The organism is Streptomyces sp. NPDC048603 (genome assembly GCF_043199475.1).
Classification (GTDB): domain Bacteria; phylum Actinomycetota; class Actinomycetes; order Streptomycetales; family Streptomycetaceae; genus Streptomyces.
Genome location: NZ_JBICVY010000003.1, coordinates 62229 through 87692 on the forward strand (window position 1 = coordinate 62229; position 25464 = coordinate 87692).

21 protein-coding genes, 3 tRNA genes and 1 other RNA gene are annotated in these 25464 nt (G+C 72.9%); 11 read left to right on the forward strand and 14 right to left on the reverse strand.

Annotated elements, in window-relative coordinates:
- Nucleotides 1-13: 13 nt before the first annotated feature.
- On the reverse strand, nt 14-1081 hold the full coding sequence (purM, locus tag ACGFQ9_RS06845) for a phosphoribosylformylglycinamidine cyclo-ligase (RefSeq protein WP_393571951.1): 1068 nt from the start codon (nt 1079-1081) through the stop codon (nt 14-16).
- A 77-nt stretch (nt 1082-1158) separates the two neighbouring features.
- The gene (gene purF / locus ACGFQ9_RS06850) at nt 1159-2676 is read right to left on the reverse strand and encodes an amidophosphoribosyltransferase (protein ID WP_393571953.1); all 1518 of its coding nucleotides are present in this window, start codon (nt 2674-2676) and stop codon (nt 1159-1161) included.
- 149 nt (nt 2677-2825) lie between these two features.
- Here purF and ACGFQ9_RS06855 point away from each other — a divergent pair, with 149 nt between their 5' ends.
- The 3 genes from ACGFQ9_RS06855 to ACGFQ9_RS06865 all read left to right on the forward strand — a co-directional run bounded on the left by ACGFQ9_RS06855 (nt 2826) and on the right by ACGFQ9_RS06865 (nt 5594).
- Entirely contained in the window at nt 2826-2924 is a 99-nt protein-coding gene (locus ACGFQ9_RS06855) for a putative leader peptide (RefSeq protein WP_393571955.1), read from the forward strand.
- Nucleotides 2925-3540: 616 nt separating this feature from the next.
- Complete coding sequence (locus tag ACGFQ9_RS06860; RefSeq protein WP_393571957.1) at nt 3541-4977, forward strand: sulfatase; 1437 nt, start codon at nt 3541-3543, stop codon at nt 4975-4977.
- A gap of 23 nt (nt 4978-5000) precedes the next feature.
- Complete coding sequence (locus ACGFQ9_RS06865) at nt 5001-5594, forward strand: hypothetical protein (RefSeq protein ID WP_393571959.1); 594 nt, start codon at nt 5001-5003, stop codon at nt 5592-5594.
- Between the two features lie 23 nt (nt 5595-5617).
- Here the strand turns inward: ACGFQ9_RS06865 and ACGFQ9_RS06870 are convergent, their stop codons facing one another.
- The 6 genes from ACGFQ9_RS06870 to purS form a co-directional block, all read right to left on the reverse strand.
- Nucleotides 5618-6475 (reverse strand): META domain-containing protein, encoded by an 858-nt coding sequence (locus tag ACGFQ9_RS06870; protein WP_393571961.1) that lies wholly within the window; start codon nt 6473-6475, stop codon nt 5618-5620.
- A gap of 46 nt (nt 6476-6521) precedes the next feature.
- Nucleotides 6522-7313: a sterol carrier family protein gene (locus ACGFQ9_RS06875; RefSeq protein WP_393571963.1), complete on the reverse strand. Its 792-nt coding sequence runs from the start codon at nt 7311-7313 to the stop codon at nt 6522-6524.
- Nucleotides 7314-7330: 17 nt separating this feature from the next.
- Nucleotides 7331-8587 (reverse strand): hypothetical protein, encoded by a 1257-nt coding sequence (locus tag ACGFQ9_RS06880; RefSeq protein WP_393571965.1) that lies wholly within the window; start codon nt 8585-8587, stop codon nt 7331-7333.
- 168 nt (nt 8588-8755) lie between these two features.
- On the reverse strand, nt 8756-11029 hold the full coding sequence (gene purL / locus ACGFQ9_RS06885) for a phosphoribosylformylglycinamidine synthase subunit PurL (RefSeq protein WP_393571967.1): 2274 nt from the start codon (nt 11027-11029) through the stop codon (nt 8756-8758).
- On the reverse strand, nt 11026-11706 hold the full coding sequence (gene purQ / locus ACGFQ9_RS06890) for a phosphoribosylformylglycinamidine synthase subunit PurQ (protein WP_393571969.1): 681 nt from the start codon (nt 11704-11706) through the stop codon (nt 11026-11028). The genes purL and purQ overlap by 4 nt, the downstream gene beginning before the upstream one ends.
- Nucleotides 11707-11708: 2 nt before the next feature.
- Complete coding sequence (gene purS, locus ACGFQ9_RS06895) at nt 11709-11960, reverse strand: phosphoribosylformylglycinamidine synthase subunit PurS (protein WP_008740952.1); 252 nt, start codon at nt 11958-11960, stop codon at nt 11709-11711.
- 295 nt (nt 11961-12255) lie between these two features.
- Here purS and ACGFQ9_RS06900 point away from each other — a divergent pair, with 295 nt between their 5' ends.
- The 8 genes from ACGFQ9_RS06900 (at nt 12256) to ACGFQ9_RS06935 (ending at nt 16891) form a co-directional block, all read left to right on the forward strand.
- Nucleotides 12256-12573, forward strand: a complete 318-nt coding sequence (locus tag ACGFQ9_RS06900; RefSeq protein ID WP_393571971.1) for an Lsr2 family protein — start codon at nt 12256-12258, stop codon at nt 12571-12573.
- Nucleotides 12574-12686: 113 nt separating this feature from the next.
- Nucleotides 12687-12758, forward strand: a tRNA-Gly gene (locus ACGFQ9_RS06905).
- 79 nt (nt 12759-12837) lie between these two features.
- Nucleotides 12838-12910: transfer RNA gene (locus ACGFQ9_RS06910), tRNA-Gly, on the forward strand.
- A gap of 126 nt (nt 12911-13036) precedes the next feature.
- A complete protein-coding gene (locus tag ACGFQ9_RS06915; RefSeq protein WP_393571973.1) occupies nt 13037-14026 on the forward strand; it encodes an ABC transporter ATP-binding protein in 990 nt (329 codons plus the stop codon).
- Nucleotides 14023-14796 carry an ABC transporter permease gene (locus ACGFQ9_RS06920; protein WP_393571975.1) on the forward strand — a complete coding sequence of 258 codons (774 nt, stop codon included), beginning with the start codon at nt 14023-14025 and terminating at the stop codon, nt 14794-14796. The genes ACGFQ9_RS06915 and ACGFQ9_RS06920 overlap by 4 nt, the downstream gene beginning before the upstream one ends.
- A gap of 45 nt (nt 14797-14841) precedes the next feature.
- Nucleotides 14842-16188 carry a sensor histidine kinase gene (locus ACGFQ9_RS06925; RefSeq protein WP_393571977.1) on the forward strand — a complete coding sequence of 449 codons (1347 nt, stop codon included), beginning with the start codon at nt 14842-14844 and terminating at the stop codon, nt 16186-16188.
- Nucleotides 16185-16796 (forward strand): response regulator, encoded by a 612-nt coding sequence (locus ACGFQ9_RS06930; RefSeq protein ID WP_393571979.1) that lies wholly within the window; start codon nt 16185-16187, stop codon nt 16794-16796. The genes ACGFQ9_RS06925 and ACGFQ9_RS06930 overlap by 4 nt, the downstream gene beginning before the upstream one ends.
- Before the next feature lie 22 nt (nt 16797-16818).
- Nucleotides 16819-16891 (forward strand) — tRNA-Gly (locus ACGFQ9_RS06935).
- A gap of 118 nt (nt 16892-17009) precedes the next feature.
- On the opposite strand, the gene ACGFQ9_RS06940 is transcribed toward ACGFQ9_RS06935, so the two are convergent.
- The 6 genes from ACGFQ9_RS06940 to ffs form a co-directional block, all read right to left on the reverse strand.
- Nucleotides 17010-17909, reverse strand: coding sequence for a phosphoribosylaminoimidazolesuccinocarboxamide synthase (locus ACGFQ9_RS06940; protein ID WP_393571981.1), 900 nt, complete (start codon nt 17907-17909; stop codon nt 17010-17012).
- Between the two features lie 109 nt (nt 17910-18018).
- Nucleotides 18019-19500: a N,N-dimethylformamidase beta subunit family domain-containing protein gene (locus ACGFQ9_RS06945; protein ID WP_393571983.1), complete on the reverse strand. Its 1482-nt coding sequence runs from the start codon at nt 19498-19500 to the stop codon at nt 18019-18021.
- Between the two features lie 178 nt (nt 19501-19678).
- Nucleotides 19679-21334, reverse strand: coding sequence for a hypothetical protein (locus tag ACGFQ9_RS06950; RefSeq protein ID WP_393572978.1), 1656 nt, complete (start codon nt 21332-21334; stop codon nt 19679-19681).
- Nucleotides 21335-21676: 342 nt separating this feature from the next.
- Nucleotides 21677-22930, reverse strand: coding sequence for a phosphoribosylamine--glycine ligase (purD, locus tag ACGFQ9_RS06955; RefSeq protein WP_393571985.1), 1254 nt, complete (start codon nt 22928-22930; stop codon nt 21677-21679).
- Nucleotides 22931-22990: 60 nt separating this feature from the next.
- Nucleotides 22991-25297, reverse strand: a complete 2307-nt coding sequence (locus ACGFQ9_RS06960) for a DNA polymerase III subunit gamma and tau (RefSeq protein WP_393571987.1) — start codon at nt 25295-25297, stop codon at nt 22991-22993.
- Between the two features lie 54 nt (nt 25298-25351).
- An RNA gene (gene ffs / locus ACGFQ9_RS06965) (signal recognition particle sRNA small type) lies at nt 25352-25450 on the reverse strand.
- Nucleotides 25451-25464: the final 14 nt, after the last annotated feature.

The following is a 25464-nucleotide window of genomic DNA, read 5'->3' on the forward strand; positions in this document are numbered from 1 at the left end:
GTTTCGGCGCTGCTCAGCTCGCGTAGGCACCCGTCAGGGCCGCGCCCTCGGTGTGGTCCCCGCGCTCGGTGATCTCTCCCGCGACCCAGGCGTCGACCCCGCGGTCGGCCAGCACGGTCAGGGCCACGTCCACCGACTCCTGGGGTACGACGGCCATCATGCCGACGCCCATGTTCAGGGTCTTCTCCAGCTCCAGCTGCTCCACCCGGCCGGCCTTGCCGACCAGGTCGAACACCGCACCCGGGGTCCAGGTCGAACGGTCGACCGTGGCGTGCAGGTGGTCCGGGATGACCCGGGCCAGGTTGGCCGCGAGGCCGCCGCCGGTGATGTGCGAGTACGCGTGCACCTCGGCCGTACGGGTGAGGGCCAGGCAGTCCAGCGAGTAGATCTTGGTGGGCTCCAGGAGCTCCTCGCCGAGGGTCCGGCCGAACTCCGGGACCTCCCGGTCCAGGGACAGCCCGGCCCGGTCGAAGAGGACGTGGCGGACCAGCGAGTACCCGTTCGAGTGAAGGCCGGAGGACGCCATCGCGATGACCGCGTCACCCGTCCGGATGCGATCGGCGCCGAGCAGCCGGTCGTACTCGACCACACCGGTGCCGGCTCCGGCGACGTCGAAGTCGTCCGGTCCGAGCAGGCCCGGGTGCTCGGCGGTCTCGCCGCCGACCAGCGCGCAGCCGGCCAGCACACAGCCCTCGGCGATGCCCTTGACGATCTGCGCGACCCGCTCCGGGTGGACCTTGCCGACGCAGATGTAGTCCGTCATGAACAGCGGCTCGGCACCGCAGACCACGATGTCGTCCATCACCATGGCGACCAGGTCGTGGCCGATGGTGTCGTAGACGCCCATCTGGCGGGCGATGTCGACCTTGGTGCCGACGCCGTCGGTGGCGGAGGCGAGCAGCGGCCGCTCGTAGCGCTTGAGGGCGGAGGCGTCGAAGAGTCCGGCGAATCCGCCGAGGCCGCCGAGGACCTCGGGGCGCTGGGTCTTCTTCACCCACTCCTTCATGAGCTCGACGGCGCGGTCGCCCGCCTCGATGTCGACGCCCGCGGACGCGTAGCTGGCACCGGTGGTCTCTGACATGGGAGAGAGAACTTTCGTGTCGTACTGCGTGAGGGGTTACGGGCGGTCACGGACCGGACGGCCCGTGACCCGTCCCGCTACGGACGACGGAGCGCGTCGGCGGCGTCGGTACCGCCGGCCAGCTCGGTCTCCAGCAGCTGCTTGCCGAGGAGCTCCGGATCGGGCAGCTCCATCGGGTACTCGCCGTCGAAACAGGCACGGCAGAGGTTGGGCTTCTGGATCGTCGTCGCCTCGATCATGGAGTCGAGGGAGATGTACGCGAGGGAGTCGGCGCCCAGGGACTTGCCGATCTCCTCGACCGTCATGCCGTTGGCGATCAGCTCGGCACGGGTCGCGAAGTCGATGCCGAAGAAGCAGGGCCACTTCACGGGCGGGGAGGAGATCCGGATGTGGACCTCGGCCGCACCGGCCTCGCGGAGCATCCGGACGAGGGCGCGCTGGGTGTTGCCGCGGACGATCGAGTCGTCGACGACAACCAGGCGCTTGCCCCGGATGACCTCCTTGAGGGGGTTCAGCTTCAGGCGGATACCCAGCTGGCGGATCGTCTGGGACGGCTGGATGAAGGTCCGGCCGACGTAGGCGTTCTTCACCAGGCCGGAGCCGTACGGAATCCCGCTGGCCTCGGCGTATCCGACGGCGGCGGGGGTGCCCGACTCCGGCGTCGCTATCACCAGGTCGGCCTCGGCGGGCGCTTCCTTGGCGAGGCGGCGGCCCATCTCGACCCGGCTGAGGTAGACGTTCCGGCCGGCGATGTCCGTGTCCGGACGGGCCAGGTAGACGTACTCGAAGACACAGCCCTTGGGCTTCGCTTCCGCGAATCGGGAGGTGCGGAGGCCGTTCTCGTCGATCGCGATGAGCTCGCCCGGCTCGACCTCGCGGACGAAGCTGGCGCCGACGATGTCCAGGGCGGCGGTCTCACTGGCGACCACCCAGCCGCGCTCCAGCCGGCCGAGGACCAGCGGGCGGATGCCCTGCGGGTCACGGGCGGTGTAGAGGGTCCCCTCGTCCATGAAGACGAGCGAGAAGGCGCCCTTGACCTTCGGGAGCACCACGCGGGCGGACTCCTCGATGGTCAGCGGCTTGCCGTCGGCGTCGACCTGTCCGGCCAGCAGGGCCGTCACCAGGTCGGTGTCGTTGGTCGCGGCCACCTGGGTGGCACGGCCGTCCTGCCGGGGGAGGTCGGCGACCATCCCGGCGAGCTCGGCGGTGTTCACCAGGTTGCCGTTGTGGCCCAGCGCGAGCGAGCCGTGGGCGGTCGCCCGGAAGGTGGGCTGGGCGTTCTCCCAGACGGAGGCGCCGGTCGTCGAGTAGCGGGCGTGACCGACCGCGATATGACCCCTGAGAGAACCCAGGGAGGTTTCGTCGAAGACCTGGGACACGAGGCCCATGTCCTTGAAGACGAGGATCTGGGAACCGTTGCTCACAGCGATGCCCGCGGACTCTTGTCCACGGTGCTGCAGGGCATACAGTCCGAAGTAGGTGAGCTTGGCGACCTCTTCACCCGGAGCCCAGACACCGAAGACGCCGCAAGCGTCCTGGGGGCCCTTCTCGCCGGGGAGCAGGTCGTGGTTGAGTCGTCCATCACCACGAGGCACAACACCGAGTCTAGGCGACATCGACCACTGGTCCGAATTGGGGACGCCCCGGGAAATGTCACAGCACGAAGGGTGACTGTCTACGCGTGTCTCGGTATCCGGAACGCGATCTTGACAGTGCCGGTGGGTGTCGTGGAGGCTCCCGTGCCATGCAGCCTCTCGGTGACGGCACCGTCACCCTCGTCGAGCGCCGACACGTCGACCTGGTCCGTGTAGCGAGCGCGATCTGTCGCTGCTCCGTCCGCTAGCCGCTGCGCGCCGCCGTAGCCGGCCTGTGGGGCCGGCGCGGCGATCCCGCGTGGCCCTGCCGTAGCCGGCTCGCGCCCGCCGAAGCCTTGCCCTGCGTGGCCTGCCGCGCCTTTGCCTTGCCTCGCATCTGCCTTGCCCTGCCCTGCCCTTCCGCAGCCTTTGTCTGCCCTGACGCGGGCTGCTCCTGGTTCTGCACAGCGATCCTGTGGTCTGCCTGGTGCCCGGCCTCTCGGGCCGTTCCCTGCGGGGCCTTCTCCCCTCCCCGCCCCTTCCCGTAACCGGGGCTCTGCCCCGGCCCCCCCTTCGGGGCGCTGCCCTGTGCGGCGGCCTGCGGGCCGATCGTGGCTTGTCGCGCAGTTCCCCGCGCCCCTGACGGGGCGCACCGGTCCTGCCCCGTCAGGGGCGACGACGGGGCCCGGGGCGGAGCCCCGCCCGGGTTCGGGGCGGAGCCCCGAGGGGTCCGGGGCGGAGCCCCGCCCGGGTCCGGGGCGGAGCCCCGGTTTCGGGATGGGGGTCCCCCCGGACGGAGTCTGGGGGAGGGCGGGGTGGGGGAGAGCCGCGCAGCAGGGCGAGGCGTACGTCAACCATTCGCACTGTCCGGGAGTACCCATAGCCATGCCCAGTAACAGCCAGTCTCCGCTGTCCCGCCGCGCCTTCGGCGGCGCCGTCGGAGCCACCGCCGCCGCTGCGGCGATAGGGGCGGCCGGCCCGGCCGCCGCAGCCCAGGGCTCCGCGCAGGACGCCGTGTACGCCGAGCGCGAGTTCACCGCGCGCCGCGGCCGGCACTCGCGCCGCCCCAACATCCTCTTCATCCTCGGCGACGACCTCGGCTGGGCCGACCTGTCCTCGTACGGCGCCCCGCACATCAAGACCCCCAACCTCGACCGCCTCGCCCGCCAGGGCGTCCGCTTCACCGACGCCTACTCCGGCTCCGCCACCTGCTCCCCCACCCGCTTCAGCCTCTACACCGGCCGCTACCCGGGCCGCACCAAGGGCGGCCTCGCCGAGCCGATCGCCGACAAGTCCGCCGGCCTGGAGCCGACCCACCCCACCCTCGCCTCGCTGCTCCGCGACGCCGGTTACGCCACCGCGCTGATCGGCAAGTGGCACTGCGGCTACCTGCCCGACTACAGCCCGACCCGGTCCGGCTGGGACGAGTTCTTCGGCAACTTCGGCGGTGCCCTGGAGTACTACTCCAAGCTGGGCCTCGGCGGCGAGTACGACCTCTACGAGGGCGACGCCGAGTACAAGGACCTCCGCTACTACACCCGCATCCTCACCGAGCGGGCGAGCGAGTACGTCTCCCGCCCGCGCGGCCGCGACGCGAAGCCCTGGCTGCTCAACCTGAACTTCACCACCCCGCACTGGCCCTGGATCGCCGACGGCGACACCGAGGCGAGCGCCGAGATCACCCGCCGGATCAAGGCGGGCGACGGACGCGCCCTGTGGCACCAGGACGGCGGCTCGGTCGAGAAGTACAAGGAGATGGTCGAGGACCTCGACCGGTCGATCGGCGAGGTGCTCAAGGCCCTGAAGCGGTCCGGGCAGGAGGAGGACACGATCGTGGTCTTCTCCAGCGACAACGGCGGCGAGCGCTTCTCCCACAACTGGCCGCTGTCCGGCAACAAGGCCTCCCTCCAGGAGGGCGGCATCCGGGTCCCCAACATCCTGCGCTGGCCCGCCCGCATCGACGGCGGCCAGGTCAGCCGGGTCCCGGTGGTCACCCCCGACTGGACGGCCACCCTGCTGGAGGTCGCCGGCGCCCGCCCGCACCCCGCCTACCCGCTGGACGGCGCCAGCCTGGCCGGCTACCTGCTGCGCGGTGAGCGGGCACCGGCCCGGGACCTGTTCTGGCGGGTCCGCGGCGAGCGCGCGCTACGCCGCGGCGACTGGAAGTACTACCGCGGCAAGAGCGGCCGCGACCAGCTCTTCGACCTGGCCGGGGATGTCCGCGAGCAGGCCGACAAGGCCACGGTGGACCCGGTCCGCCTGGCCGAGCTGCGCTCCGCCTGGGAGAAGACCAACGGCACGCTGCTCCCCTACCCGGGCTGATCATCCGCTGTCATGATCACCGCATGACCGAATCCAGCGCGTACGTGCGGCAACTTCCCATCGGGGTACCGCTTCCCCTCCCGGACACCGGCGTCCAGGAATGGGACGTATTCCCCTACGAGGGGGACATCCGCGTCCGGGCCCTGCAGCCACCCACGCTGCCCGAGCCGCCGCGGAACGGGGAGCACGGCCCGGAGGGCTGTGTGCCGTGCTCCTACGCCGACGCCGACTGCCTGTGGACCGACGACCACTGGCGGCTGGTCGACGAGCACGGCGCCATGCCGGCCATCGTCAAACTGCTGCCCCGCGGCCACCACGACCTGGCCGACCTGCCGGCCGAGCGGTCCGCGGAGCTGGGCCCGATGATCCAGCGGGTCGAGCGGGCCCTGCTCTCGCTGGGCGGGATCGCCCGGGTGCACGTGAACCGGTGGGGCGACGGCGGCGCCCATCTGCACCTGTTCTTCTTCGCGCGGCCGGAGGGCATGCTGCAGTTCCGCGGCAGCTGCCTCCCGCTGTGGGACGAGGCCCTGCCCAAGGTGGACGGGGATCTGTGGGCGGCGAACCGCGGCGCCGTGGCGAAGGCCATGGCCCAGGACGGCGGCACCGCCCACGTCTGACCACCGCCGGGTGGCCGGACCGGTCACTTCGCCCGCGCGGTCGCCCTCAGGCCCGTGCCGTCGGCCGCGGTCAGGGTGAGCGCGTCGTCCTGGACGGCGTACTGCAGCGGCCCGTTGCGGAGCAGCGCGGAGAACGCCCCTTCGACCTCTCCGGCCGGGCCGGTGCAGGCCATCCGGGTGGCGGCGACCGGCCCGAAGGTGATCTTCGGGCCGTCCACCACCGCCTTGCTGCTGAACCGGTTGCAGCCGAGGCTGCCGGTCACCGCACCGTCGGCGGCGATCGTCAGCTCGGCCCGGCCCTGCGCCCCGGCCGGCACGGAGGACACGGTCTCCCCCTTGATCAGCGAGTCCACGCTCCAGCGGGTTCCGGTGAGCGGCGGAGCCGGCGGGCGGGGCGCCGAGCTCAGCGAGATCCGGTCCCCGGAGGGGGTGGTCAGGGTCAGGGCGTCGCCCGCGCGGGCAATCTGCAGCCGGCCCTTGAACAGCTCGGCGAACGCGTTCTCGAAGGCGAGGTCCGGGCAGGCCATCATGGTGCGCGAGCCCTGCTTCACCTCGACCGTCCGGCCGTCGTCCGCGACGGCGAGTTCGGCCGAACCGCCGTTGCAGCCGTAGGCGACGCCCGCCTCGGCGAGCCCGGGACGGATCTTGATTTCGGCCTGCGGGGGCGCGTTCAGCGTTCGGCCGCCCGTGCTCAGCGACTCGACCGACCAGGTGCCCGCGGACAGGTTCTGCCCGTCCCCGGGGCCGGCCGGCCGGCCCTGGCCCGCGTCACCGCAGGCGGCGAGGGCGAGTACGGCGGCCAGGAGGACGGGGACGGTCCGGACGGCCCGGGAGGTCCGGGAGGTTCGGCTGGCTCGGGAGGTTCGGCTGGCAATCCTCATGCCCCTCCGACGTGGCCGCCGGCCAACCGGTTCCCAGCCGGTTCCCTCAGCTCATCACCGGCAGCAGGCCGGACAGGTCCGCCCGGTCCCCGGAGGCGCTGACCCGCGCCCCGGCCAGCTCCGCCGCCCACCCGGCGCGCCCGGTCGCGAGCCGGATCCAGGTCAGCGGGTCGGTCTCCACCACGTTCGGCGGGGTGCCCCGGGTGTGCCGTGGGCCCTCCACGCACTGGACCACCGCGAACGGCGGGATCCGCACCTCCACCGCGCCCCCGGGGGCCTTCTCCGCGAGCGCGTCGGCGAGCACCCGTACGCAGGCGGCGAGGGCCTGCCGGTCGAGGGGGATCTCCAGTCCCAGCGCCCGGTTGAGGTCGTCGGTGTGGACGACCAGCTCCACCGCCCGGGTCACGACGAAGTCGGCCACCGTCATGCCGCCGATCCACAGCGCGAGCAGCCGGTCCCCGGGCAGTACGCCGAGCAGCTCGGTGAACCGCTCCCCGGTCCGCGCGTACAGGGCGTCGAGGTCCTCAGGCGCCTCGGGTCGCCCCTCCCCCGGCTGCACGTCGACGGTCCAGTCCGCGAGGGGCCCGGTCGCGAACGGCCAGGTGCGTACGCTCACCTCGGCCTTCTCCGCCGGAGGCAGGGCGGCGGCTTCGGCCAGTGAGCCCACGGCCCACGCGATGTGCCCGGCGAGGTCCCCCACGGTCCACTCCCCGACGCCCGAGGCCGCCGCGATCTGTTCCCCGGTCAGCCCGCGCACGGCGTCGGCGACATGGCCGTACTGGGCCAGTACGGCCGCCTTGGTCCGGGCCGTGTCGTACCTGCGCGTCTTGGGTGCCATGCGGCGAGTCTGCCCGATCAGTCCCCGCCCCCGCAGCCGCCGCCGCAGCTGCTGCTGAAGGAGCTCCCGCAGCTGCTGCTGCCGGAACCGCAGCCGCCGGAACCGGAGTCGCCGCCGGAGGACGAGGAGGCCCCCGCCCGGCGGGCCTCGGCCGGCCGGCGCGCCTCCAGCCGGTACGAGGTGCCCGCGGGCCGCCAGGCGGAGAGGCCGTGGCGGCGGCGCGGCAGCAGCTGCGCCACCGTCACCATGGTGGAGAGCCGGCCGCTGTGGTGGTAGTACGCGCTCTCGATCAGGACCTCGGCGCCCTCGTGCGCCGGGCCGTAGAGGATCGCCTCGTAGGGCTCGGAGAACTGGTTGATGTCGTGGTGCTCGACGCGCAGCCGCTCCCCGGGGCCACCGAGCAGGGTGCGTCCCTCGGCCCAGTCGCGGTACCGGTACGCGTACGAGATCAGCGGGGGCGCGTCGGGTGTCCGGGCGTCCGGGTACAGCCACCTGGTCTCGACGGTGCCCCCGCGTACCCCGACGAGGAGCGCGGGCTGCGGGCCGGAGCGCAGCCGCCGGGCGGCGCGCAGCCCGCTCAGGCCATGGCCGATCAGGGCTACGCCGGGCATGAGCAGCAGCATGGCCAGGATCTGTTGCCCGGTGGCGTCGTACGGGTGGTCCCGGTCCGCGCCCAGGTCCGCGGACAGGGCCCAGCCGAGGAGGGCGGCGGCGGCCAGGCAGAGTCCGGCGCCGGTCAGGACGCCGGGCAGGCCGCGTCTGCGCCGGATGGCGGCGGGTTCCTCCGGCAGCCGGTGACGGGCCTTGCCCGCGGCGGCGAGCATCAGACCGCGCTGGCGCCGCCGGGCCCTCAGCCGCAGCAGCGCCCCGGTGGCCGCGTATCCGCACAGGGCGAGGACCAGCAGGTTGCCGATCCGGCCCGGGGTGTCCCAGCCGGGGAGCCCGGCCAGGTCGTACACCGCGTACCCGGCGGGCAGGAACGCGGCCACCGCGGTCACGGCCGGGACCATGCGGTACCAGAGCGGCAGGCAGAACAGCACGACCGCCGGCGGAAAGCTCTCCCAGACCGTGCCCCGGATGCCTTCGGCGGGTTCGTTCCAGGCGAGCAGGACGATCGCCGTGAGCACCAGCGGGGCCAGTGCCCAGACGGCGGCCGGGGCGAAGAACGCGGGGAGGCGGGCCGCACGCCAGCGTTCGGCGTCCGCGACGCTCCAGGTGGGGACGCCGCCGGGTGGTATCGCAGCGTCAGGCAGGAACTTGACGTGGTCACTCACGCCGCCAGTATCCGGAGAAACCCTGACGGGGACAGGGCCCGTCAGGGCACGGAACGGCTACGGCCGTTTCGGCCCCCCGCCACCACGACGGGAGGAACGCGGGCCCGGTCCGGAACCGGGAGGGTTCCGGACCGGGCCCGCGGCGGCCGCGCCGAGCGGCCGGGACGGTCAGGCCAGCAGGGCCGGGATCGTCGCCTCGTGGGCCTCGCGGAGCTCGGCCAGCGGGAGGGTGAACTCGCCCTGGATCTCGATCTCCTCGCCGTCCACCACTCCGATGCGGGTGGCGGGCAGGCCGCGCGCGCCGCACATGTCGGTGAAGCGGAGCTCCTCGCTGCGCGGGACGGCCACGACGGCCCGGCCCGCGGACTCCGAGAAGAGGAAGGTGAACGCGTCCAGGCCCTCCGGGACCACCACGCGCGCACCGTTGCCGCCCTTGAGGCAGGACTCGGTGAGCGCCTGGATCACGCCGCCGTCCGACAGGTCGTGCGCGGCGTCGATCATGCCGTCGCGGGAGGCGGAGATCAGGATCTCGGCGAGCAGCTTCTCGCGCGCCAGGTCCACCTTGGGCGGCATGCCGCCGAGGTGGTCGTGGACGACCTGGGACCAGGCCGAGCCGCCGAACTCCCCGTGGGTGTCGCCCAGCAGGTACAGCAGCTGGCCGGCCTCCCGGAACGCCATCGGCGTACGGCGGTTGACGTCGTCGATGACACCGAGCACCGCCACCACCGGGGTCGGGTGGATGGCGACCTCGCCGGTCTGGTTGTAGAGGGAGACGTTGCCGCCGGTGACCGGGGTGCCCAGCTCCAGGCAGCCGTCCGCGAGACCGCGGGTGGCCTCGGCGAACTGCCACATGACACCCGGGTCCTCCGGCGAGCCGAAGTTCAGGCAGTCGGAGATCGCGAGGGGCTTGGCACCGGTCGCGGCGACGTTGCGGTACGCCTCGGCCAGCGCCAGCTGCGCGCCCGTGTAGGGGTCGAGCTTGGCGTAGCGGCCGTTGCCGTCGGTGGCCATGGCGACGCCGAGGTTGGACTCCTCGTCGATGCGGACCATGCCCGCGTCCTCGGGCTGCGCGAGGACGGTGTTGCCCTGCACGAAGCGGTCGTACTGGTCGGTGACCCACGACTTCGACGCCTGGTTCGGGGACGAGACCAGGGCCAGGACCTGCGCGCGGAGCTCCTCGGAGGTCTGCGGGCGGGGCAGCAGGCCCGCGTCGTCGGCCTGGAGGGCGTCCTGCCACTCGGGGCGGGCGTAGGGGCGGTGGTAGACCGGGCCCTCGTGGGCGACGGTGCCCGGGGGCACGTCCACGATCTGCTCGCCGTGCCAGAAGATCTCCAGGCGCTCGCCGTCGGTCACCTCACCGATGACGGTGGCGATGACGTCCCACTTCTCGCAGATCTCCATGAAGCGGTCGACGTGCTGCGGCTCGACGATCGCGCACATGCGCTCCTGCGACTCGCTCATGAGGATCTCCTCGGGCGAGAGCGTCGCGTCGCGCAGCGGGACGGTGTCCAGCTCGACGCGCATGCCGCCGGAACCGGCCGAGGCCAGCTCGGAGGTGGCGCAGGACAGGCCGGCACCGCCGAGGTCCTGGATGCCCGCGACCAGCTTCTCCTTGAAGATCTCCAGGGTGCACTCGATGAGGAGCTTCTCCTGGAAGGGGTCGCCGACCTGGACGGCGGGGCGCTTCTTGGGCTTGCCCGTGCCATCGGCACTGTCAGACGCAGCGTCGAAGGTCTCGGACGCGAGGACCGAGACGCCGCCGATGCCGTCGCCGCCGGTGCGGGCGCCGTAGAGGATGACCTTGTTGCCGGGGCCGGAGGCCTTGGCGAGGTGGATGTCCTCGTGCTTCATCACGCCGATGCAGCCGGCGTTGACCAGCGGGTTGCCCTGGTAGCAGGAGTCGAAGACGACCTCGCCGCCGATGTTGGGCAGGCCCAGGCAGTTGCCGTAGCCGCCGATGCCCGCGACCACGCCCGGCAGGACGCGCTTGGTGTCGGGGTGGTCGGCCGCGCCGAAGCGCAGCGGGTCGACGACCGCGACCGGGCGGGCGCCCATGGCGAGGATGTCGCGGACGATGCCGCCGACGCCGGTGGCCGCGCCCTGGTAGGGCTCGATGTACGAGGGGTGGTTGTGCGACTCGACCTTGAAGGTGACCGCGTAGCCCTGGCCGACGTCGACGACGCCGGCGTTCTCGCCGATGCCGACGAGCATGGCGTCGTTCTGCGGGGCCTTCTCACCGAACTGCTTCAGGTGGACCTTGCTGCTCTTGTACGAGCAGTGCTCGGACCACATGACCGAGTACATGGCGAGCTCGGCGCCCGTGGGCCGGCGGCCGAGGATCTCCCGGATGCGGGCGTACTCGTCCTCCTTGAGGCCGAGTTCCTTCCAGGGCTGCGCCGCGTCCGGGGTCTCCGTCGCGTTCTTGACCGTGTCGAGGCTCATGCGTTGACCAGCTTCTTCAGGACCGAGGTGAAGAACGGGAGGCCGTCGGTGCGGCCGGTCCCGATCAGCGGCTCGACCGCGTGCTCGGGGTGCGGCATGAGGCCGACGACGTTGCCCTCGGCGTTGGTGATGCCGGCGATGTCGCGGAGCGAGCCGTTGGGGTTCACGTCCAGGTACCGGAAGGCCACCCGGCCCTCGGCCTCCAGTTCGTCGAGCGTGCGCTCGTCGGCGACGTACCGGCCGTCCATGTTCTTGAGCGGTACGGAGATCTCCTGGCCGGCGGTGTAGTCGCCGGTCCACGCGGTCTCCGCGTTCTCCACCCGCAGCTTCTGGTCGCGGCAGATGAAGTGCAGGTGGTTGTTGCGGAGCATCGCCCCCGGCAGCAGGTGGGCCTCGGTGAGGACCTGGAAGCCGTTGCAGATGCCGAGCACCGGCATGCCGGCCCTGGCCTGCTCGATGATGGTCTCCATCACCGGCGAGAAGCGGGAGATGGCCCCGGCGCGCAGGTAGTCCCCGTAGGAGAAGCCGCCCGCGAGGACGACCGCGTCGACCTGGTGGAGGTCCTTGTCGCGGTGCCACAGCGAGACCGGCTCGGCCCCGGCGAGGCGCACGGCGCGCAGCGAGTCACGGTCGTCGAGCGTTCCGGGGAACGTGACGACACCGATGCGAGTGGTCACCGTCAGGCCTCGACCTTCACGGTGAAGTCTTCGATGACGGTGTTGGCGAGGAACGTTTCGGCCATCTTGTGGATGCGGTCGAGGGCGGCCTGGTCGACCGGTCCCTCCACTTCCAGCTCGAAGCGCTTCCCCTGGCGGACGTCGGCGATCCCCTCGAAGCCCAGGCGCGGCAGTGCACGCTGCACCGCCTGGCCCTGGGGGTCGAGGATCTCCGGCTTGAGCATGACGTCGACTACGACGCGTGCCACTGGCACTCCCGATGAGGTGGTTGGTGCAAGGCGGTTCCCTCAGCGTACCCGCCCGGAATTTCTACGCGGGTAGATATCGTCCGCTTCGCCAACGCTTCGCAAAATCCACGGGAAAACCGCCCGCTCGGGATTGCGGCGGGACACGCGGAGCGAATTAACTGAGCGTCGCAATGCGCCGGAAATCGCGGTACAAAGGAATCCCCGGGATTCAACCGGGAAAGGCGCATTGTTACAAAACATCCACATGGTCGACATACCCGCACGTCAGAGGCGTGGGTGTCGCACGAAGGGGCCGATATCCGTGGCGCAGCGCGTAGTAGTCACGATCTCCGACGACATCGATGGCGGAGAAGCAGCGGAAACGGTCGTGTTCGGGCTGGACGGTAAGTCGTACGAGATCGACCTCAATCTCGCCAACGCAAAGAAACTCCGTAAGAGCCTCGCCCCGTACGTCGCCGCCGGACGCCGGCAGGCCCGCTCCGGCAAGGCGTACAAGCACACCTCCCTCGCGCCGGACCCGGCGGTCGTACGCGCCTGGGCCCGCTCCAACAACCTGGAGGTGCCGCCGCGCGGCCGGATCCCCAAGAAGGTCTACGAGGCCTACAGCGCGGCGCACTGACCGCCGAACGCGGCCCGCCGACCACCGATTTGCCAAGCACCCGGTGTCATCCGCTAGTGTGTGGATCACGCCGAGGGGCCAGCGACCAGCAGGTCGGAAACCCCGAAGGTCGTGCGGGTGTAGTTCAGTAGCAGAACATCCCCCTTCCAGGGGGAAGGCGCAGTGTGCGATTCCTGTCACCCGCTCTGAATCTCTTTGCCAACCACCTCGGTGGATCGGGTAGAGTGGTTCCCGCGCCGCCCAGTGAAAGCTGTGTGGATGCATGCGGACGTGGCTCAGTTGGTAGAGCATCACCTTGCCAAGGTGAGGGTCGCGAGTTCGAATCTCGTCGTCCGCTCAGAAGGAAGGCCCCGGTCATTATGACCGGGGCCTTCCGCGTTGTCCGGGCACCCATGACATTTGTCATCGGTGGTCATGACAGGGCGCACTGCCGCGGGCCCGGATCCGGCCGGAGTCTGGATCCATGACCAACACCGACCAGCACGTGATCGACGTCGCCGGACTGCGCCGCGGCTACACCGGGGGCTTCGAGGCCGTCCGCGGCATCTCCTTCTCCGTCGCCCGTGGCGAGATCTTCGCCCTCCTCGGCACCAACGGAGCCGGGAAGACCTCGACCGTCGAGCTGCTGGAGGGACTGGCCGCGCCGAGCGGCGGCCGGGTGCGGGTGTTCGGTCTCGACCCGTACAAGGAGCGCGTCAGGGTGCGGCCGCGCACCGGGGTGATGCTGCAGGAGGGCGGGTTCCCCTCCGACCTGACGGTGGCCGAGACGGTCCGGATGTGGGCCGGGGTCACCTCCGGGGCCCGGCCGGGCGCCGAGGTGCTCGGACTGGTCGGCCTGGCCGCCCGGGCCTCCGTACGCGTCAAGCAGCTCTCCGGGGGCGAGCGCCGGCGGCTGGACCTGGCGCTGGCCCTGCTGGGCCGGCCCGAGGTGCTCTTCCTCGACGAGCCGACCACCGGTATGGACCCGGAGGGACGGCGGGACACCTGGGAGCTGGTCCGCGCGCTGCGCGCCGAGGGCACCACGGTCCTGCTGACCACGCACTACCTGGAGGAGGCCGAGCAGCTGGCCGACCGGCTGGCGATCCTGCACGAGGGGGAGCTGGTGCTGTCCGGCACGCCGGCCGAGGTGACCGCCACCCGGCCGTCCCGGATCCGGTTCACGCTCCCCGAGGGGGTGCTGCCGGCGCAACTCCCGCTGTCGCTGCGGGCGGCGGCCGAGGGGCGGCGGGTGGAGATCCGTACCGACCGGCTGCAGACCTCGCTGGGCGTGCTGCTGCGCTGGGCCGAGGAGGCGGGGGTGGAACTCCTGGGCCTGGACGCCCGGTCCGCCTCCCTGGAGGAGGCCTTCCTGGAGATCGCGGAGAGCCGGCGCGCCGGCTCGACCCGCTCCACCGGCTCCACCGGCCGTACCGACCACACCGACCACACCGACACGATGGCGAGTGCCCGATGAACACGCTGACCCTGAACCCCGGCCGGCTGTTCGCCCTCGGCCGCTCCGAACTGACCCTGCTGGTCCGCAACCGGGCCACGCTGTCCGTGGCCCTGATGATGCCGCTGGTGATGGTCTTCATCCTGCGGAACTCGCTCGGCGGGATCGATCTGCCGGACGGCACCTCCGCGATCGGCGCGGCCACCGTGACCGGCGGCATCGGCATGGTGCTGCTCCTGGTCGTCTACATGAGCCTGGTCTCGGCCTACGTGGCGCGGCGCGAGGAGCTGGTGCTCAAGCGGCTGCGCACCGGCGAGGCCGGGGACCTGGAGATCCTCGCCGGCGGTGCGCTGCCCGCCGCGGTGCTCGCCCTGGTCCAGGTGACGGTGCTGGCGGTGGCGGGTGCCGTCGCCCTGGACGCCGGCACCCCGGACAACCCGCTGCTGCTGGTGGCCGGAGTGCTCGCGGCGGTGCTGATGCTGGCCGGGATGTCCGCGGTGACCAGCTCCTTCACCCGCAACGTGGAGAGTGCGGGCATCACCACCCTGCCTCTGTTCCTGATCAGTTCGCTCGGGTCCGGCCTGTTCGTGCCGATGGACAACATGCCCGGGAAGCTGGCCTCGGTGTGCGAACTGCTGCCGCTGAGCGGGGTGATGACCCTGATCCGGTCCGGGTGGACGGGCACCGGGGAGGGCAGGGACCTGGTGACCGCGGCGGTCGTCACCCTGGCCTGGATGATGATCACCGTGTTTGCTGTCCAGCGGTGGTTCCGCTGGGAGCCGCGGCGCTAGAGCGCCGCGCAGATTGCCGGAATTCGGAACGGGGGGTGTCGGCCGGTGACCAGGCTGACCCGATGGTGGACCGGCCGCACCAGTGCGGCCAAGGTCGAGCTGTACACGCGGTGGTCCTTCCACAGCTTCGCGGTGATCGAGATCCTGGCCCTCTGCCTGGCCCTGCTGGCGGCCGCCGGCCGGCCGGGACCGCTCGACGTGACCCTGGCGCTGCTGGTCGCCGTGCACGCCGTGCTGTGCGGGGTGGTGTCGAAGCAGGGCCTGGACTGGGCGCTGGACCGGCGGGAGAGGCCGGTCCGGCCGGCCGTGGCACTGGCCGCGGTGACCTGCGCGGCCACCCTGCTGTTCCTCTTCCTCGACTCCGTGCGGGGCGAGGACGACCCGCAGATCGCGCCGACCGTGATCAGCGGCCTGGTGGTCTTCGGCATCGGCTCGCTGACCCTGGCGCTGCGGAACATGCGGCGGATGTTCTACGTGGTGCCCGCCGTGGCGGCGGCGGTCGGTCTGGCGGCGTTCGCGCTCGTCGGGGACCCCGGGTACGCCCTCGGCTACGTCGTCGGGCTGCTGATCGGCGGTATGAGCATCAGCTTCACCTGCGGGTTCTCCTGCTGGCTGCTGAAGACCGTCTGGGAGCTGGAACGGTCCCGGGAGTTGAAGGCGCGGCTGGCGGTGGCCGAGGAGCGGCTGCGGTTCGGCCGGGACCTGCACGACGTGATGGGCCGCAACCTGGCGGTGATCGCGCTCAAGAGCGAGCTGGCGGTGCAGCTGGCCCGGCGCGGCCGGCCGGAGGCCGTGGACCAGATGGTCGAGGTCCAGCGGATCGCGCAGGAGTCCCAGCGCGAGGTGCGCGACGTGGTCCGCGGCTACCGGGAGGCGGATCTCGCCGTGGAACTGGAGGGCGCCCGCGGGGTGCTGGCCGCGGCCGGCATCGACTGCCGGGTGGAACTGTCGGACCGGCGGACGCTGCCCACTCCGGTGCAGTCGGTGCTGGGCTGGGTGGTCCGGGAGGCCGCCACCAACGTGCTGCGGCACGGGGACGCCCGCAGCTGCCTGATCCGGCTGGCCGGGGAACGGAAGGGCCAGCTGGTGCTGGTCGTCGAGAACGACGGCGCCCCGGCGGCGCCGTCCGGGCGGCCCGGTTCGGGCCTCGCGGGCCTGCGGGAGCGGCTCGCCGTGCTGGACGCCACGCTGGAGGCCGGGACGGTCGCGGGGGGCCGGTTCCGGCTGACGGCGCGGGTGCCGGCGGATGCGCTGCGGGCGGACCGGCCCGGACCGTCCACCGGGGGCGACGACATCACCGACATCGCCGGGACCGCTGAGACCGCCGTGACCACCGAGGCCGGCGGCATGACCGAGATCGCTGGGATTCCCGGACGGGGGGTGCGGGCATGAGCCCCGTACGCGTACTGCTGGCCGACGACGAGCACCTGATACGCGGGGCGGTCGCGGCGCTGCTGGCACTGGAGGACGACCTGCTGGTCGTCGCCGAGGCCGCGTCCGGGCCCGAGGCCCTGGCGATGGCCCGGGCCCACGAGCCGGACGTCGCGGTCCTGGACATGCAGATGCCGGGAGCGGACGGTGTGAGTGTCGCCACAGCACTGCGGGCCGAACTCCCTGACTGCAAGACCATGATCGTGACCAGCCACGGCCGGCCCGGGCATCTGAAACGGGCCCTGTCGGCCGGGGTGCGCGCCTTCGCTCCGAAGACCGTTTCGGCGCAGAAGCTGGCCGAGATCATCCGGACCGTGCACGGCGGAGGCCGTTACGTGGACCCGGAGTTGGCGGCCGACGCGATCAGCGCCGGGGATTCCCCGCTGACCCCGCGCGAGGCCGAGGTCCTGGAACTCGCCGCGGACGGAGCGCCGATCGCGGAGATCGCCGAACGGGCCGCGCTGTCCCAGGGAACGGTGCGGAACTACCTCTCGGCGGCGGCCGCGAAGCTCGGCGCGGAAAACCGGCACACGGCAGTGCGTCTCGCACGCGAGCGGGGTTGGGTATAGTGGGTCTCGCGCTACGGCGCCTGCGGACGTGGCTCAGTTGGTAGAGCATCACCTTGCCAAGGTGAGGGTCGCGAGTTCGAATCTCGTCGTCCGCTCAGAAGGAAGGCCCCGGTCATCATGACCGGGGCCTTCCGCGTTCCCCGGCTCCTCTGCGCATGGGCTCCGTTGTCCGGCGGACCCTGGGTCCGCCGGACAACGGCTGCCGCCGGCCCCCTAGGCCCAGGTCTGGCCGGTGAGGCGCTCGTAGGCCTCGATGTACTTGGCGCGGGTCGCGTCGACGACCTGCTGGGGCAGTGCCGGGGGCGGGGTCTCGCTCTTCCGGTCCCAGCCGGAGGCCGGAGAGGTCAGCCAGTCGCGGACGAACTGCTTGTCGTACGACGGCTGGGCGCGGCCCGGCACCCACGCGTCGGCCGGCCAGAAACGGGAGGAGTCCGGGGTGAGCACCTCGTCGGCGATCACCAGCTCCTCGCCGGCGAAGCCGAACTCGAACTTGGTGTCCGCCAGGATGACCCCGCGCTCGCGGGCGATGTCCCGGCCGCGGCCGTAGACGGCGAGGGTGGTCTGACGCAGCAGGGCGGCGGTCTCGGCGCCGACCTGGCGGGCGACCTCCTCGTAGGAGACGTTCACGTCGTGCTCGCCGACCTCGGCCTTGGCGGCCGGGGTGAAGATCGGCGCGGGCAGCTCGGAGCCGTCCACCAGGCCCTCGGGCAGGGCGAGTCCGCAGACCGTGCGGGTCTGCTCGTACTCGGCGAGGCCGGAACCGGTGAGGTAGCCGCGGGCCACGCACTCCACGGGGACCATGTCGAGGTTCCGGCAGACCAGCGTGCGGCCGGCCCAGTCGGCGGGAGCGCCGGCCGGGACGTCGGTGCCGATGACGTGGTTGGGGACGAGGTCCGCGAGCTGGTCGAACCACCACAGGGAGAGCTGGGTCAGGACGCGGCCCTTGTCGGGGATCCCGTTCGGGAGGACCCAGTCGTAGGCGGAGATGCGGTCGCTGGCGACCATGACGAGGTTCCCGTCCTCGTCGCGGTAGAGGTCGCGGACCTTGCCGGTGTGGAGGTGGATGAGGCCCGGAACCTGAACCGGCTCGGGCTTTTCTACGAATCCGGACACGAGGTCTCCCTGTGGTTCTGTATGAGCACACCGATTCTCCCGCACGTGCTCGGCGGCTCCTGTCACGGGGTCTCGCGTCCGGCCCGCCGAGCCCGGCCGGCGCGTCCGGTCAGTCCCGCTTGCAGATCCGGTCGAGGAGGTTGGCGGTGGCCCGCCGGATCCGTTCGTCGACGTGGCCGGGGCGGTCCAGCGCGGGGGACCAGGCGAAGGTGCCGGAGGCGAAGACCAGGGCGCCGCTGGGGGCCCGGTACAGGGAGGTCTCCTGGTGCCTGCGGTGGCCCGCGCCGTCCTGGTACGGGGAGTGCGCGAGGAGGATCCGTTCCTGGTGCACGGGCAGCTGGGTGCGCGGGAAGTAGCGGTCGGCCTCGCCCGCGACCAGGCCGTCGAGCTCGTCGTTCTCGACCGCTCCGGTGGCGTCCCACAGCCAGTGGCCGGCGTTGCGCACGATCAGGGGGGCGGGCTCGGGGACCCGGCCGGCGTACTGGATGCCGAGCAGCTGCTGCTCGGGACGGTCCACCTCGCGCCACAGGGCGCTGCGGCCGGGCCCGCGGCGTTTTCGGCAGGTGAGCAGCCGGTCCGGCACCCCGGAGGGGGACGGGCTGAGCTCCACCTGCCAGTACATGGTGTTGGCGGAGAGGAAGACCAGCGAGGTGCCGTGGTCGCGGGCCCGTTCGGCGGTGCGGCGCATGGGCACCGACCAGTACTCGTCGTGGCCGGGGAAGACCAGCCCGCGGTAGCGGGTGGGGTCGACCCGGCCGGCGTGCAGGTCGCGGGTGTCGGCGTAGGCGAGGTCGTAGCCGTACCGCTCGGCCCAGCGGATGAAGTCGTAGGCGTGGCCGACGTGCAGGGGCAGGCCGGCTCCGGCGTAGGGGCGGTCGAAGGAGACGGTGATGGCCGCGTCCTCCTCGCCGAGCAGCCGGCCCTCCTCGTCCCAGGCGTGGTAGAGGCTGGCGCCGGTGCGGCCGTCCTCGGGATAGAGGTTGTACGCCTGCCAGGTGACGTCCGGGAGCAGCAGCAGGAGGTCGGCGGGGTGGTCGTCCCGGACCGTGAAGGGGATGTGCGAGCGGTAGCCGTCGGCGGTGGTGAGCACGGCCACGTACGCGCCGACGTTCCAGTAGGAGGGCACCTGGAGCCGCCAGGAGAGCCACCAGTGGTGGCAGGAGACTGTGCGGTCGGCGGTGAGCGGGGCGGGCTGGACGATGCCGGACAGGCGGGGGCTGGAGTGGACCTTGGAGGCGCCGTCGCCGCCGTAGTGCCCGATCCGGTAGATGTCGACCGAGAACTCCTGGGGCGGGTCCACGGTGATGTGGAAGTCGATGGCCTCGCCGGGGGTGACCGCGCCGGTGGAGGCGAAGCCCTTGATCTGGCGGTGCACGTCGTCCGCGGTGCGGGGGCCGCCGGCGGGCCGGGGGCGGTCGTCCCCGGCGGCGCGGGGCGAGGGCAGGTCGACGTACCAGGGCACGACCTGGCCGGTGTCGTCGAAGTACAGCTCGCTGCCCCGGAACCACGGAAGCGGTCCCTGCCCGAAGGGATCGGTCACCGCGTGCGCGAGCGCACCCGACTCCCACCGCCGGATCTGGTCCGCACCCATTCCGCTCCCCTCCCTCGCTCCCCCGAACGCGTGGACGTACGTCGTCGCGGTGTTGCCCGCGACCGGTCCCAGCACATCACATAACGCACGCACTCCGTCACCGTTCGTCGCGAATTGACGGTAACGGACTGGCAAGGTCCGGTCAGGGCCGTGCCCTCCGCCCGCCGCGCGGCGGGGTTCAGACCAGGCGGACCGGCTTCTCCGGGCGGACGCCGATCTCGGCGAGCCAGTCCCGGAGGGGGCCGGCGTCGCCGTCCTCGACCAGGGACAGGACCCGGGGGGCCAGGTCGGCCCGGCGTTCGCCGCCGACCAGCAGGACCGGGCCGTCGAGCCAGTCCAGGCCCGGGGCGGCTCCGGCGGAGTCCACCGCGGCGCAGCACACCATGGCCGTGACGTGGTCGGCCAGCAGGTCCCGGCCCGTACGGGGCGGCTGCAGCGGGAACAGCGGCACCGCGTCCGCGCCCCGCGCCTTGGCCGCCTGCGCCCCGGCGACCCGCTCCTCGCGGGCCACGTCGCCGCTGAGCCGCCCGGCCAGGGTCTCGCCGGCCGTGCCGCAGGCGTCGGCGAGGTGGGCCAGTACGCGCTCCAGGGTGGGACCGGCGAAGACGTCCCCACGGCCGGCCGGTGCCGCCGGCGCGGCCGGAGCGGCCTGAGCGGCCGCCGGTGCGGCGGGGGCGGCGACCCCGGAGGGCGCCGCGACGGCGTCCAGGGCGGCGTGCAGACGCGCCGCCTCCATGCGCCACTTCCGGTCCACGACCTCCTCCGGATAGGCGGCCCAGTCCACCGGGGACCAGTCCGGGCCCGGTTCGGCCGGACCGCCGTGGAACAGCCGGGCCGCCAGCAGCGAGGCCGCCTCGTCGATGAGGCCGGGCTGCTCCAGGAGGTCACAGGCCGGCCGCTCGCCCAGCCGGGAGGTGAACCCCTCGGCGAGCCGGTCGCGGCGGGACAGCTCGGTCAGTGCCGAGACCACGCCCGCGTCCAGGTGGGCGGGCCAGCGGCCCATCCGCCAGGCCGGCAGCGCGACCCGGGTGAGCAGCCGGTCCCAGCCCGCGTAGGCGAGGCCGACCTGCTCCTGGGCGACGATCCGCAGCCCGTAGTCCACCCGCTGGGCCCGTTCCGAAGCGGCCGAGGCCACCCCGCGCTCCATCTCGGTCGCGTCCTCGCGGCACAGCCGCAGCAGCAGCCGGGCCGCCCGGGCGATCCAGCCCAGGCCCGGCCTGTTGCCCACGTCCACCGCCGCGTCCAGCCCGCGCACGAACCGCCGGGCTTCCGCTATGTCGGGCATCGCCGAGGGGCCCGTACCGGCGACCACCGGGGCCAGCACCGCGCGCAGCTCGCCGACCCGCATCCACCACAGGAACGGGGAGCCGATGACCAGCACCGGGGCGGCCTCCGGGACGTCCGGGGATATGCCCTGGCGCCGGTGGGCGGCGTGCGTGCGGTCCTCCAGCCAGCTGTCGCAGTCCGGCGTCAGCGCTATGGCGGACGGCGCCGGCACGTCCAGCCGGTCGGCCAGGTCCCGCACCAGCCGGTACAGATCGGGGGCGGCCGACTCCGCGAGGGGCACCGTCGGTGTGACGGCCGGGCTCGCCCGGTGCACCACGGCGGCGAAGACCCCGGCGGCCAGCAGCACCAGCGCGGCGACCGCGCACACGACGAGGGTCACGGCGGGCCAGGGGTCCCCGGACAGTCGGCCCGTCATCAGGGCTGCCACCAGCACCACCGCGAGGGCGGCGGGGAGCAGTACGACGGCCAGTGCCCTGCTGCGCACCCGCAGCACGGCAAGGGCCCGGTGACGCGCGGACAGCGCGCCGACCTCCACGATCGACTCCATGGTCGAACCGGTTCCGGACACGGCCGGACCTCACCCCCTCTGCCCTGCGGCGGCTTTGCTCACTCCCCCACTGTGACACTCGCCACTGACATCGCAATGCCGGTGGTCCATGTGCCGGAACTCGCACCGGGCCACCGTTGGAACGCTTGCGCCGCACCCTAGTTGGGGCGGGGAGAGGCGTCAGGCGAAGCGCACATCGATCACCCGATGGAATGGCTTTGGGTAAAGCTGGGTGCGTTCGAAGGCGGCCGGATGCACTCGCACGCGAACGCGCGCGGCGGGCCCGGGCGCGTCCACCGCGCCCGGGCCCGCCGCCCGTGCTCCTCGCCGTGTTGCGGCCGGTCAGCGGCCTTCGGCCGCCTTGGCCGCGATGTCCGTGCGGTGCTGCGATCCGTCCAGCCGGATCCGCGCCACGGCCTTATACGCCCGCTCGCGCGCCTGCGCCAGATCGGAACCGGTCGCGGTGACGGAGAGGACCCGTCCGCCCGCACTGAGGACGGCGTCGCCCTCCCGGCGGGTGCCGGCGTGCAGGACGTACGCCTCCGGCGCGTCCTGCGCGGCGACCTCGTCCAGCCCCTCGATGGGGTCGCCGGTGCGCGGGGTGCCCGGGTAGTTGTGCGAGGCCACCACGACGGTGACGGCCGCGTCCTCGCGCCAGTTCAGCGGGGGCTCGGCGTCCAGGGTGCCGTTGGCGGCGTTCAGCAGGACGCTCGCGAGCGGGGTCCGCAGCCGGGCCAGCACCACCTGGGTCTCGGGGTCACCGAAGCGGGCATTGAACTCGATCACGCGGACGCCGCGGGAGGTGATCGCGAGGCCGGCGTAGAGCAGACCGGAGAACGGGGTGCCGCGGTGGCGCAGTTCGTCGACGGTCGGCTGGAGAACGGTCTCCAGCACCTCCCCGACCAGCTTGGGGTCGGCCCAGGGCAGCGGCGAGTACGCGCCCATGCCGCCGGTGTTGGGGCCCTGGTCGCCGTCGAGGGCCCGCTTGAAGTCCTGGGCGGGCTGCAGCGGCAGCACGGTGACCCCGTCGGTGATCGCGAAGAGGGAGACCTCGGGGCCGTCCAGGTACTCCTCGATGACCACGCGGTCGCAGGCCAGGGCGTGCTCGCGGGCCGCGTCGCGGTCCTCGGTGACGACGACGCCCTTGCCCGCGGCGAGGCCGTCGTCCTTGACCACGTACGGGGCGCCGAAGGCGTCGAGGGCGTCGTCGATCTCCTGCGGCGTGGTGCAGACGTAGGAGCGGGCGGTGGGCACGCCGGCCGCCGCCATCACGTCCTTGGCGAACGCCTTGGAGCCTTCCAGCTGCGCGGCCTCGCCGGACGGGCCGAAGACCGGGATGCCGGCCGCGCGGACGGCGTCGGCCACACCGGCGACCAGCGGGGCCTCCGGACCCACGACGACCAGGCCGGCGCCGAGTGCGGCGGCGAGCCCGGCGACCGCGGCGCCGTCGAGGGGGTCGACGTCACGCAGCTCGGCCACATCCGCGATTCCCGCATTACCGGGGGCGCAGTACAGCGCGGTGACGTCGGGATCGAGGGACAGAGAGCGGCACAGGGCGTGTTCGCGGGCGCCGCCGCCGATGACGAGGACCTTCACGGGGTGCAGCCTAGCCCGCGCGCCCGACGGGCCCTCGTGCGGCCACCCAATTCCGCGGCCCTATTCGTTCGTATATTCCTCCACCACGGTGGCGCCGAGCTCGCGCACGATCAGGTCGTGCCCGCTCAGCGCGCTCTCCACGAGGTCCGGGTCGTCGTCCTCCGGAACGTCGTCCTCGGGCGCGACCGGCGGCGGTACGTCGTGCACGGGCGCCGGAGGCGGTACGGGGGTCTGCGACGGCCCGGCCGGGGCCCCGGACGCCCGGGCCTGCGGTGCCGGGGCGGCGGCGGGCGGGGTGTAGGCGGCCGTGGGCGCCGCCGCGTAGGAGGACGTGGCGGCCGGGGCGGGCGGGCCGCCGCCGCCGACCACGGCGTCGATCTTCCAGTTCACCTGGAACTGCTCGGCCAGCACCGCCTTGAGGACGTCCTCGCTGCCGCTGCTGGAGAAGTTGTCCCGGGCGCCCGGGTTGGGGAAGCCGAGCTGGAGGGTGGTCCCGTCGAAGCCGGTGACCTGGGCGTTCTGGCTGAGCAGGATCCAGGTGAACCGCCGCCGGTTCTTGACCGCCTCCAGGATGCCCGGCCACATGGCCTGCACCTGTCCGGCCCCGGCGGCCATGCCGGGGGAGGCGGCGGCCGGCTGCGCCGCGGCGGCCGGAGCCGCCTGGGGTGCGGGGGCGGGCGGGGTCGCGGGGGCGGCCGCGGGCACTCCGCCGCCGGGCCGGGCGGCGCCTGGCCACGCACCGGCCTGGCCGCCGGCGGCCCCGCCGCCGGGCTGGGCGGCGCCCGGCCAGGCACCCGGCTGGGCCGGGGCGGGCCGGTCGGGCTGGGCCGGGGCGGGCGCGGCCGCCGGGGCGCCGGATCCCGGCTGGGCCGCGCCCGGCCAGGCGCCGGGCGCCGGAGCGGCGGCCTGAGCAGCCTCCGGGGCGGCCGGGACGGCTTGGGCGGCCTGTGCGGCTACGGGCGAGGGGGCCTCCGGCGCGGCGGCCGGGACTGGGGCAGGGACGGGGGCAGGGACGGCGGCCGGGACGGATGCCCCGGGGACCGGCCCGGCCGGCGCCGCCTGGCCACCGCCGCGCACCGCGGCACGGGCCGCAGCCGCGCCGCCGCCCGGCGGCACCGGCGCGCCGGCCGGCGCCATCCCGTGCGCCTCGGGCCCGGGCACGTACCCCATGGCCGGAGCGCCCGTGGGCGCTGCGGACAGCATGGCGCCGGCGCCCCGCTCCAGCCGGTCCAGCCGGGCCTGGAAGGAGCGCTCGTCACCGAAGGCCGCGGGCAGCAGCACCCGCGCGCAGATCAGCTCCAGCTGCAGCCGGGGCGAGGTCGCCCCGCGCATCTCGGTCAGACCCGTGTTGACCAGGTCGGCCGCGCGGGAGAGCTCGGCGGCGCCGAAGACCTGGGCCTGCGCCTGCATCCGCTCGACCACGTCGGCGGGGGCGTCGATCAGGCCCTTCTCCCCGGCGTCGGGCACCGCCGCCAGGATCACCAGGTCGCGCAGCCGCTCCAGCAGGTCCGCGACGAACCGGCGCGGGTCGTTGCCGCCCTCGACCACCCGGTCGACCACCTCGAAGGCTGCCGCGCCGTCCCCGGCCGCGAACGCGTCGACCACCGAGTCGAGCAGCGAGCCGTCCGTGTAGCCGAGGAGGGACGTCGCCATGGCGTACGTCACACCCTCCTCGCCCGCGCCGGCCAGCAGCTGGTCCATCACGGACATCGAGTCACGCACCGACCCGGCACCGGCCCGCACCACCAGCGGCAGCACGCCGTCCTCGACCGGGATGCCCTCCCGGCCGCAGACCTCGCCCAGGTACTCACGGAGCGTGCCGGGCGGGACCAGCCGGAAGGGGTAGTGGTGCGTCCGGGACCGGATGGTCCCGATGACCTTCTCCGGCTCCGTGGTCGCGAAGATGAACTTGAGGTGCTCCGGCGGCTCCTCGACCACCTTCAGCAGGGCGTTGAAGCCCGCCGAGGTGACCATGTGGGCCTCGTCGATGATGTAGATCTTGTAGCGGCTGCTCGCCGGCCCGAAGAAGGCCTTCTCCCGCAGGTCACGGGCGTCGTCCACACCACCGTGCGAGGCGGCGTCGATCTCGATGACGTCGATGGAACCCGGCCCGTTGCGCGCGAGGTCACGGCAGGACTGGCACTCCCCGCAGGGTGTCGGAGTGGGACCCTGCTCACAGTTCAGGCAGCGGGCCAGGATGCGCGCGCTGGTCGTCTTGCCACAGCCGCGGGGCCCGCTGAACAGGTACGCGTGATTGACCCGGTTGTTCCGCAGGGCCTGCATCAGCGGGGCAGTGACATGCTCCTGCCCGATGACCTCGGCGAACGACTCGGGGCGATAGCGGCGGTACAGCGCAAGGGACGACACGCTTACGAGGTTATCCGGGCCCGCCGACAACGGGCGGCCACCGGCCCGTCCGGGAACGCAAGCGCCCCCCACGCACCCGCCAGAGCCCACTTACCCTTGCTGCCTTCCGGCCCTGGGGGAGTTGGGTGAGATAGCGCCACGTGAGGGGCTGGCCCCAGCGTAGCGGA

Coding starts and splice junctions, on each gene's coding strand:
- purM (WP_393571951.1), bottom strand. CDS start 1,081: ATGTCAGAGACCACCGGTGCCAGCTACGCGTCCGCGGGCGTCGACATC.
- ACGFQ9_RS06855 (WP_393571955.1), top strand. CDS start 2,826: ATGCAGCCTCTCGGTGACGGCACCGTCACCCTCGTCGAGCGCCGACAC.
- ACGFQ9_RS06860 (WP_393571957.1), top strand. CDS start 3,541: ATGCCCAGTAACAGCCAGTCTCCGCTGTCCCGCCGCGCCTTCGGCGGC.
- ACGFQ9_RS06865 (WP_393571959.1), top strand. CDS start 5,001: ATGACCGAATCCAGCGCGTACGTGCGGCAACTTCCCATCGGGGTACCG.
- ACGFQ9_RS06870 (WP_393571961.1), bottom strand. CDS start 6,475: ATGAGGATTGCCAGCCGAACCTCCCGAGCCAGCCGAACCTCCCGGACC.
- ACGFQ9_RS06875 (WP_393571963.1), bottom strand. CDS start 7,313: ATGGCACCCAAGACGCGCAGGTACGACACGGCCCGGACCAAGGCGGCC.
- purL (WP_393571967.1), bottom strand. CDS start 11,029: ATGAGCCTCGACACGGTCAAGAACGCGACGGAGACCCCGGACGCGGCG.
- ACGFQ9_RS06915 (WP_393571973.1), top strand. CDS start 13,037: ATGACCAACACCGACCAGCACGTGATCGACGTCGCCGGACTGCGCCGC.
- ACGFQ9_RS06920 (WP_393571975.1), top strand. CDS start 14,023: ATGAACACGCTGACCCTGAACCCCGGCCGGCTGTTCGCCCTCGGCCGC.
- ACGFQ9_RS06930 (WP_393571979.1), top strand. CDS start 16,185: ATGAGCCCCGTACGCGTACTGCTGGCCGACGACGAGCACCTGATACGC.
- ACGFQ9_RS06945 (WP_393571983.1), bottom strand. CDS start 19,500: ATGGGTGCGGACCAGATCCGGCGGTGGGAGTCGGGTGCGCTCGCGCAC.
- ACGFQ9_RS06950 (WP_393572978.1), bottom strand. CDS start 21,334: ATGGAGTCGATCGTGGAGGTCGGCGCGCTGTCCGCGCGTCACCGGGCC.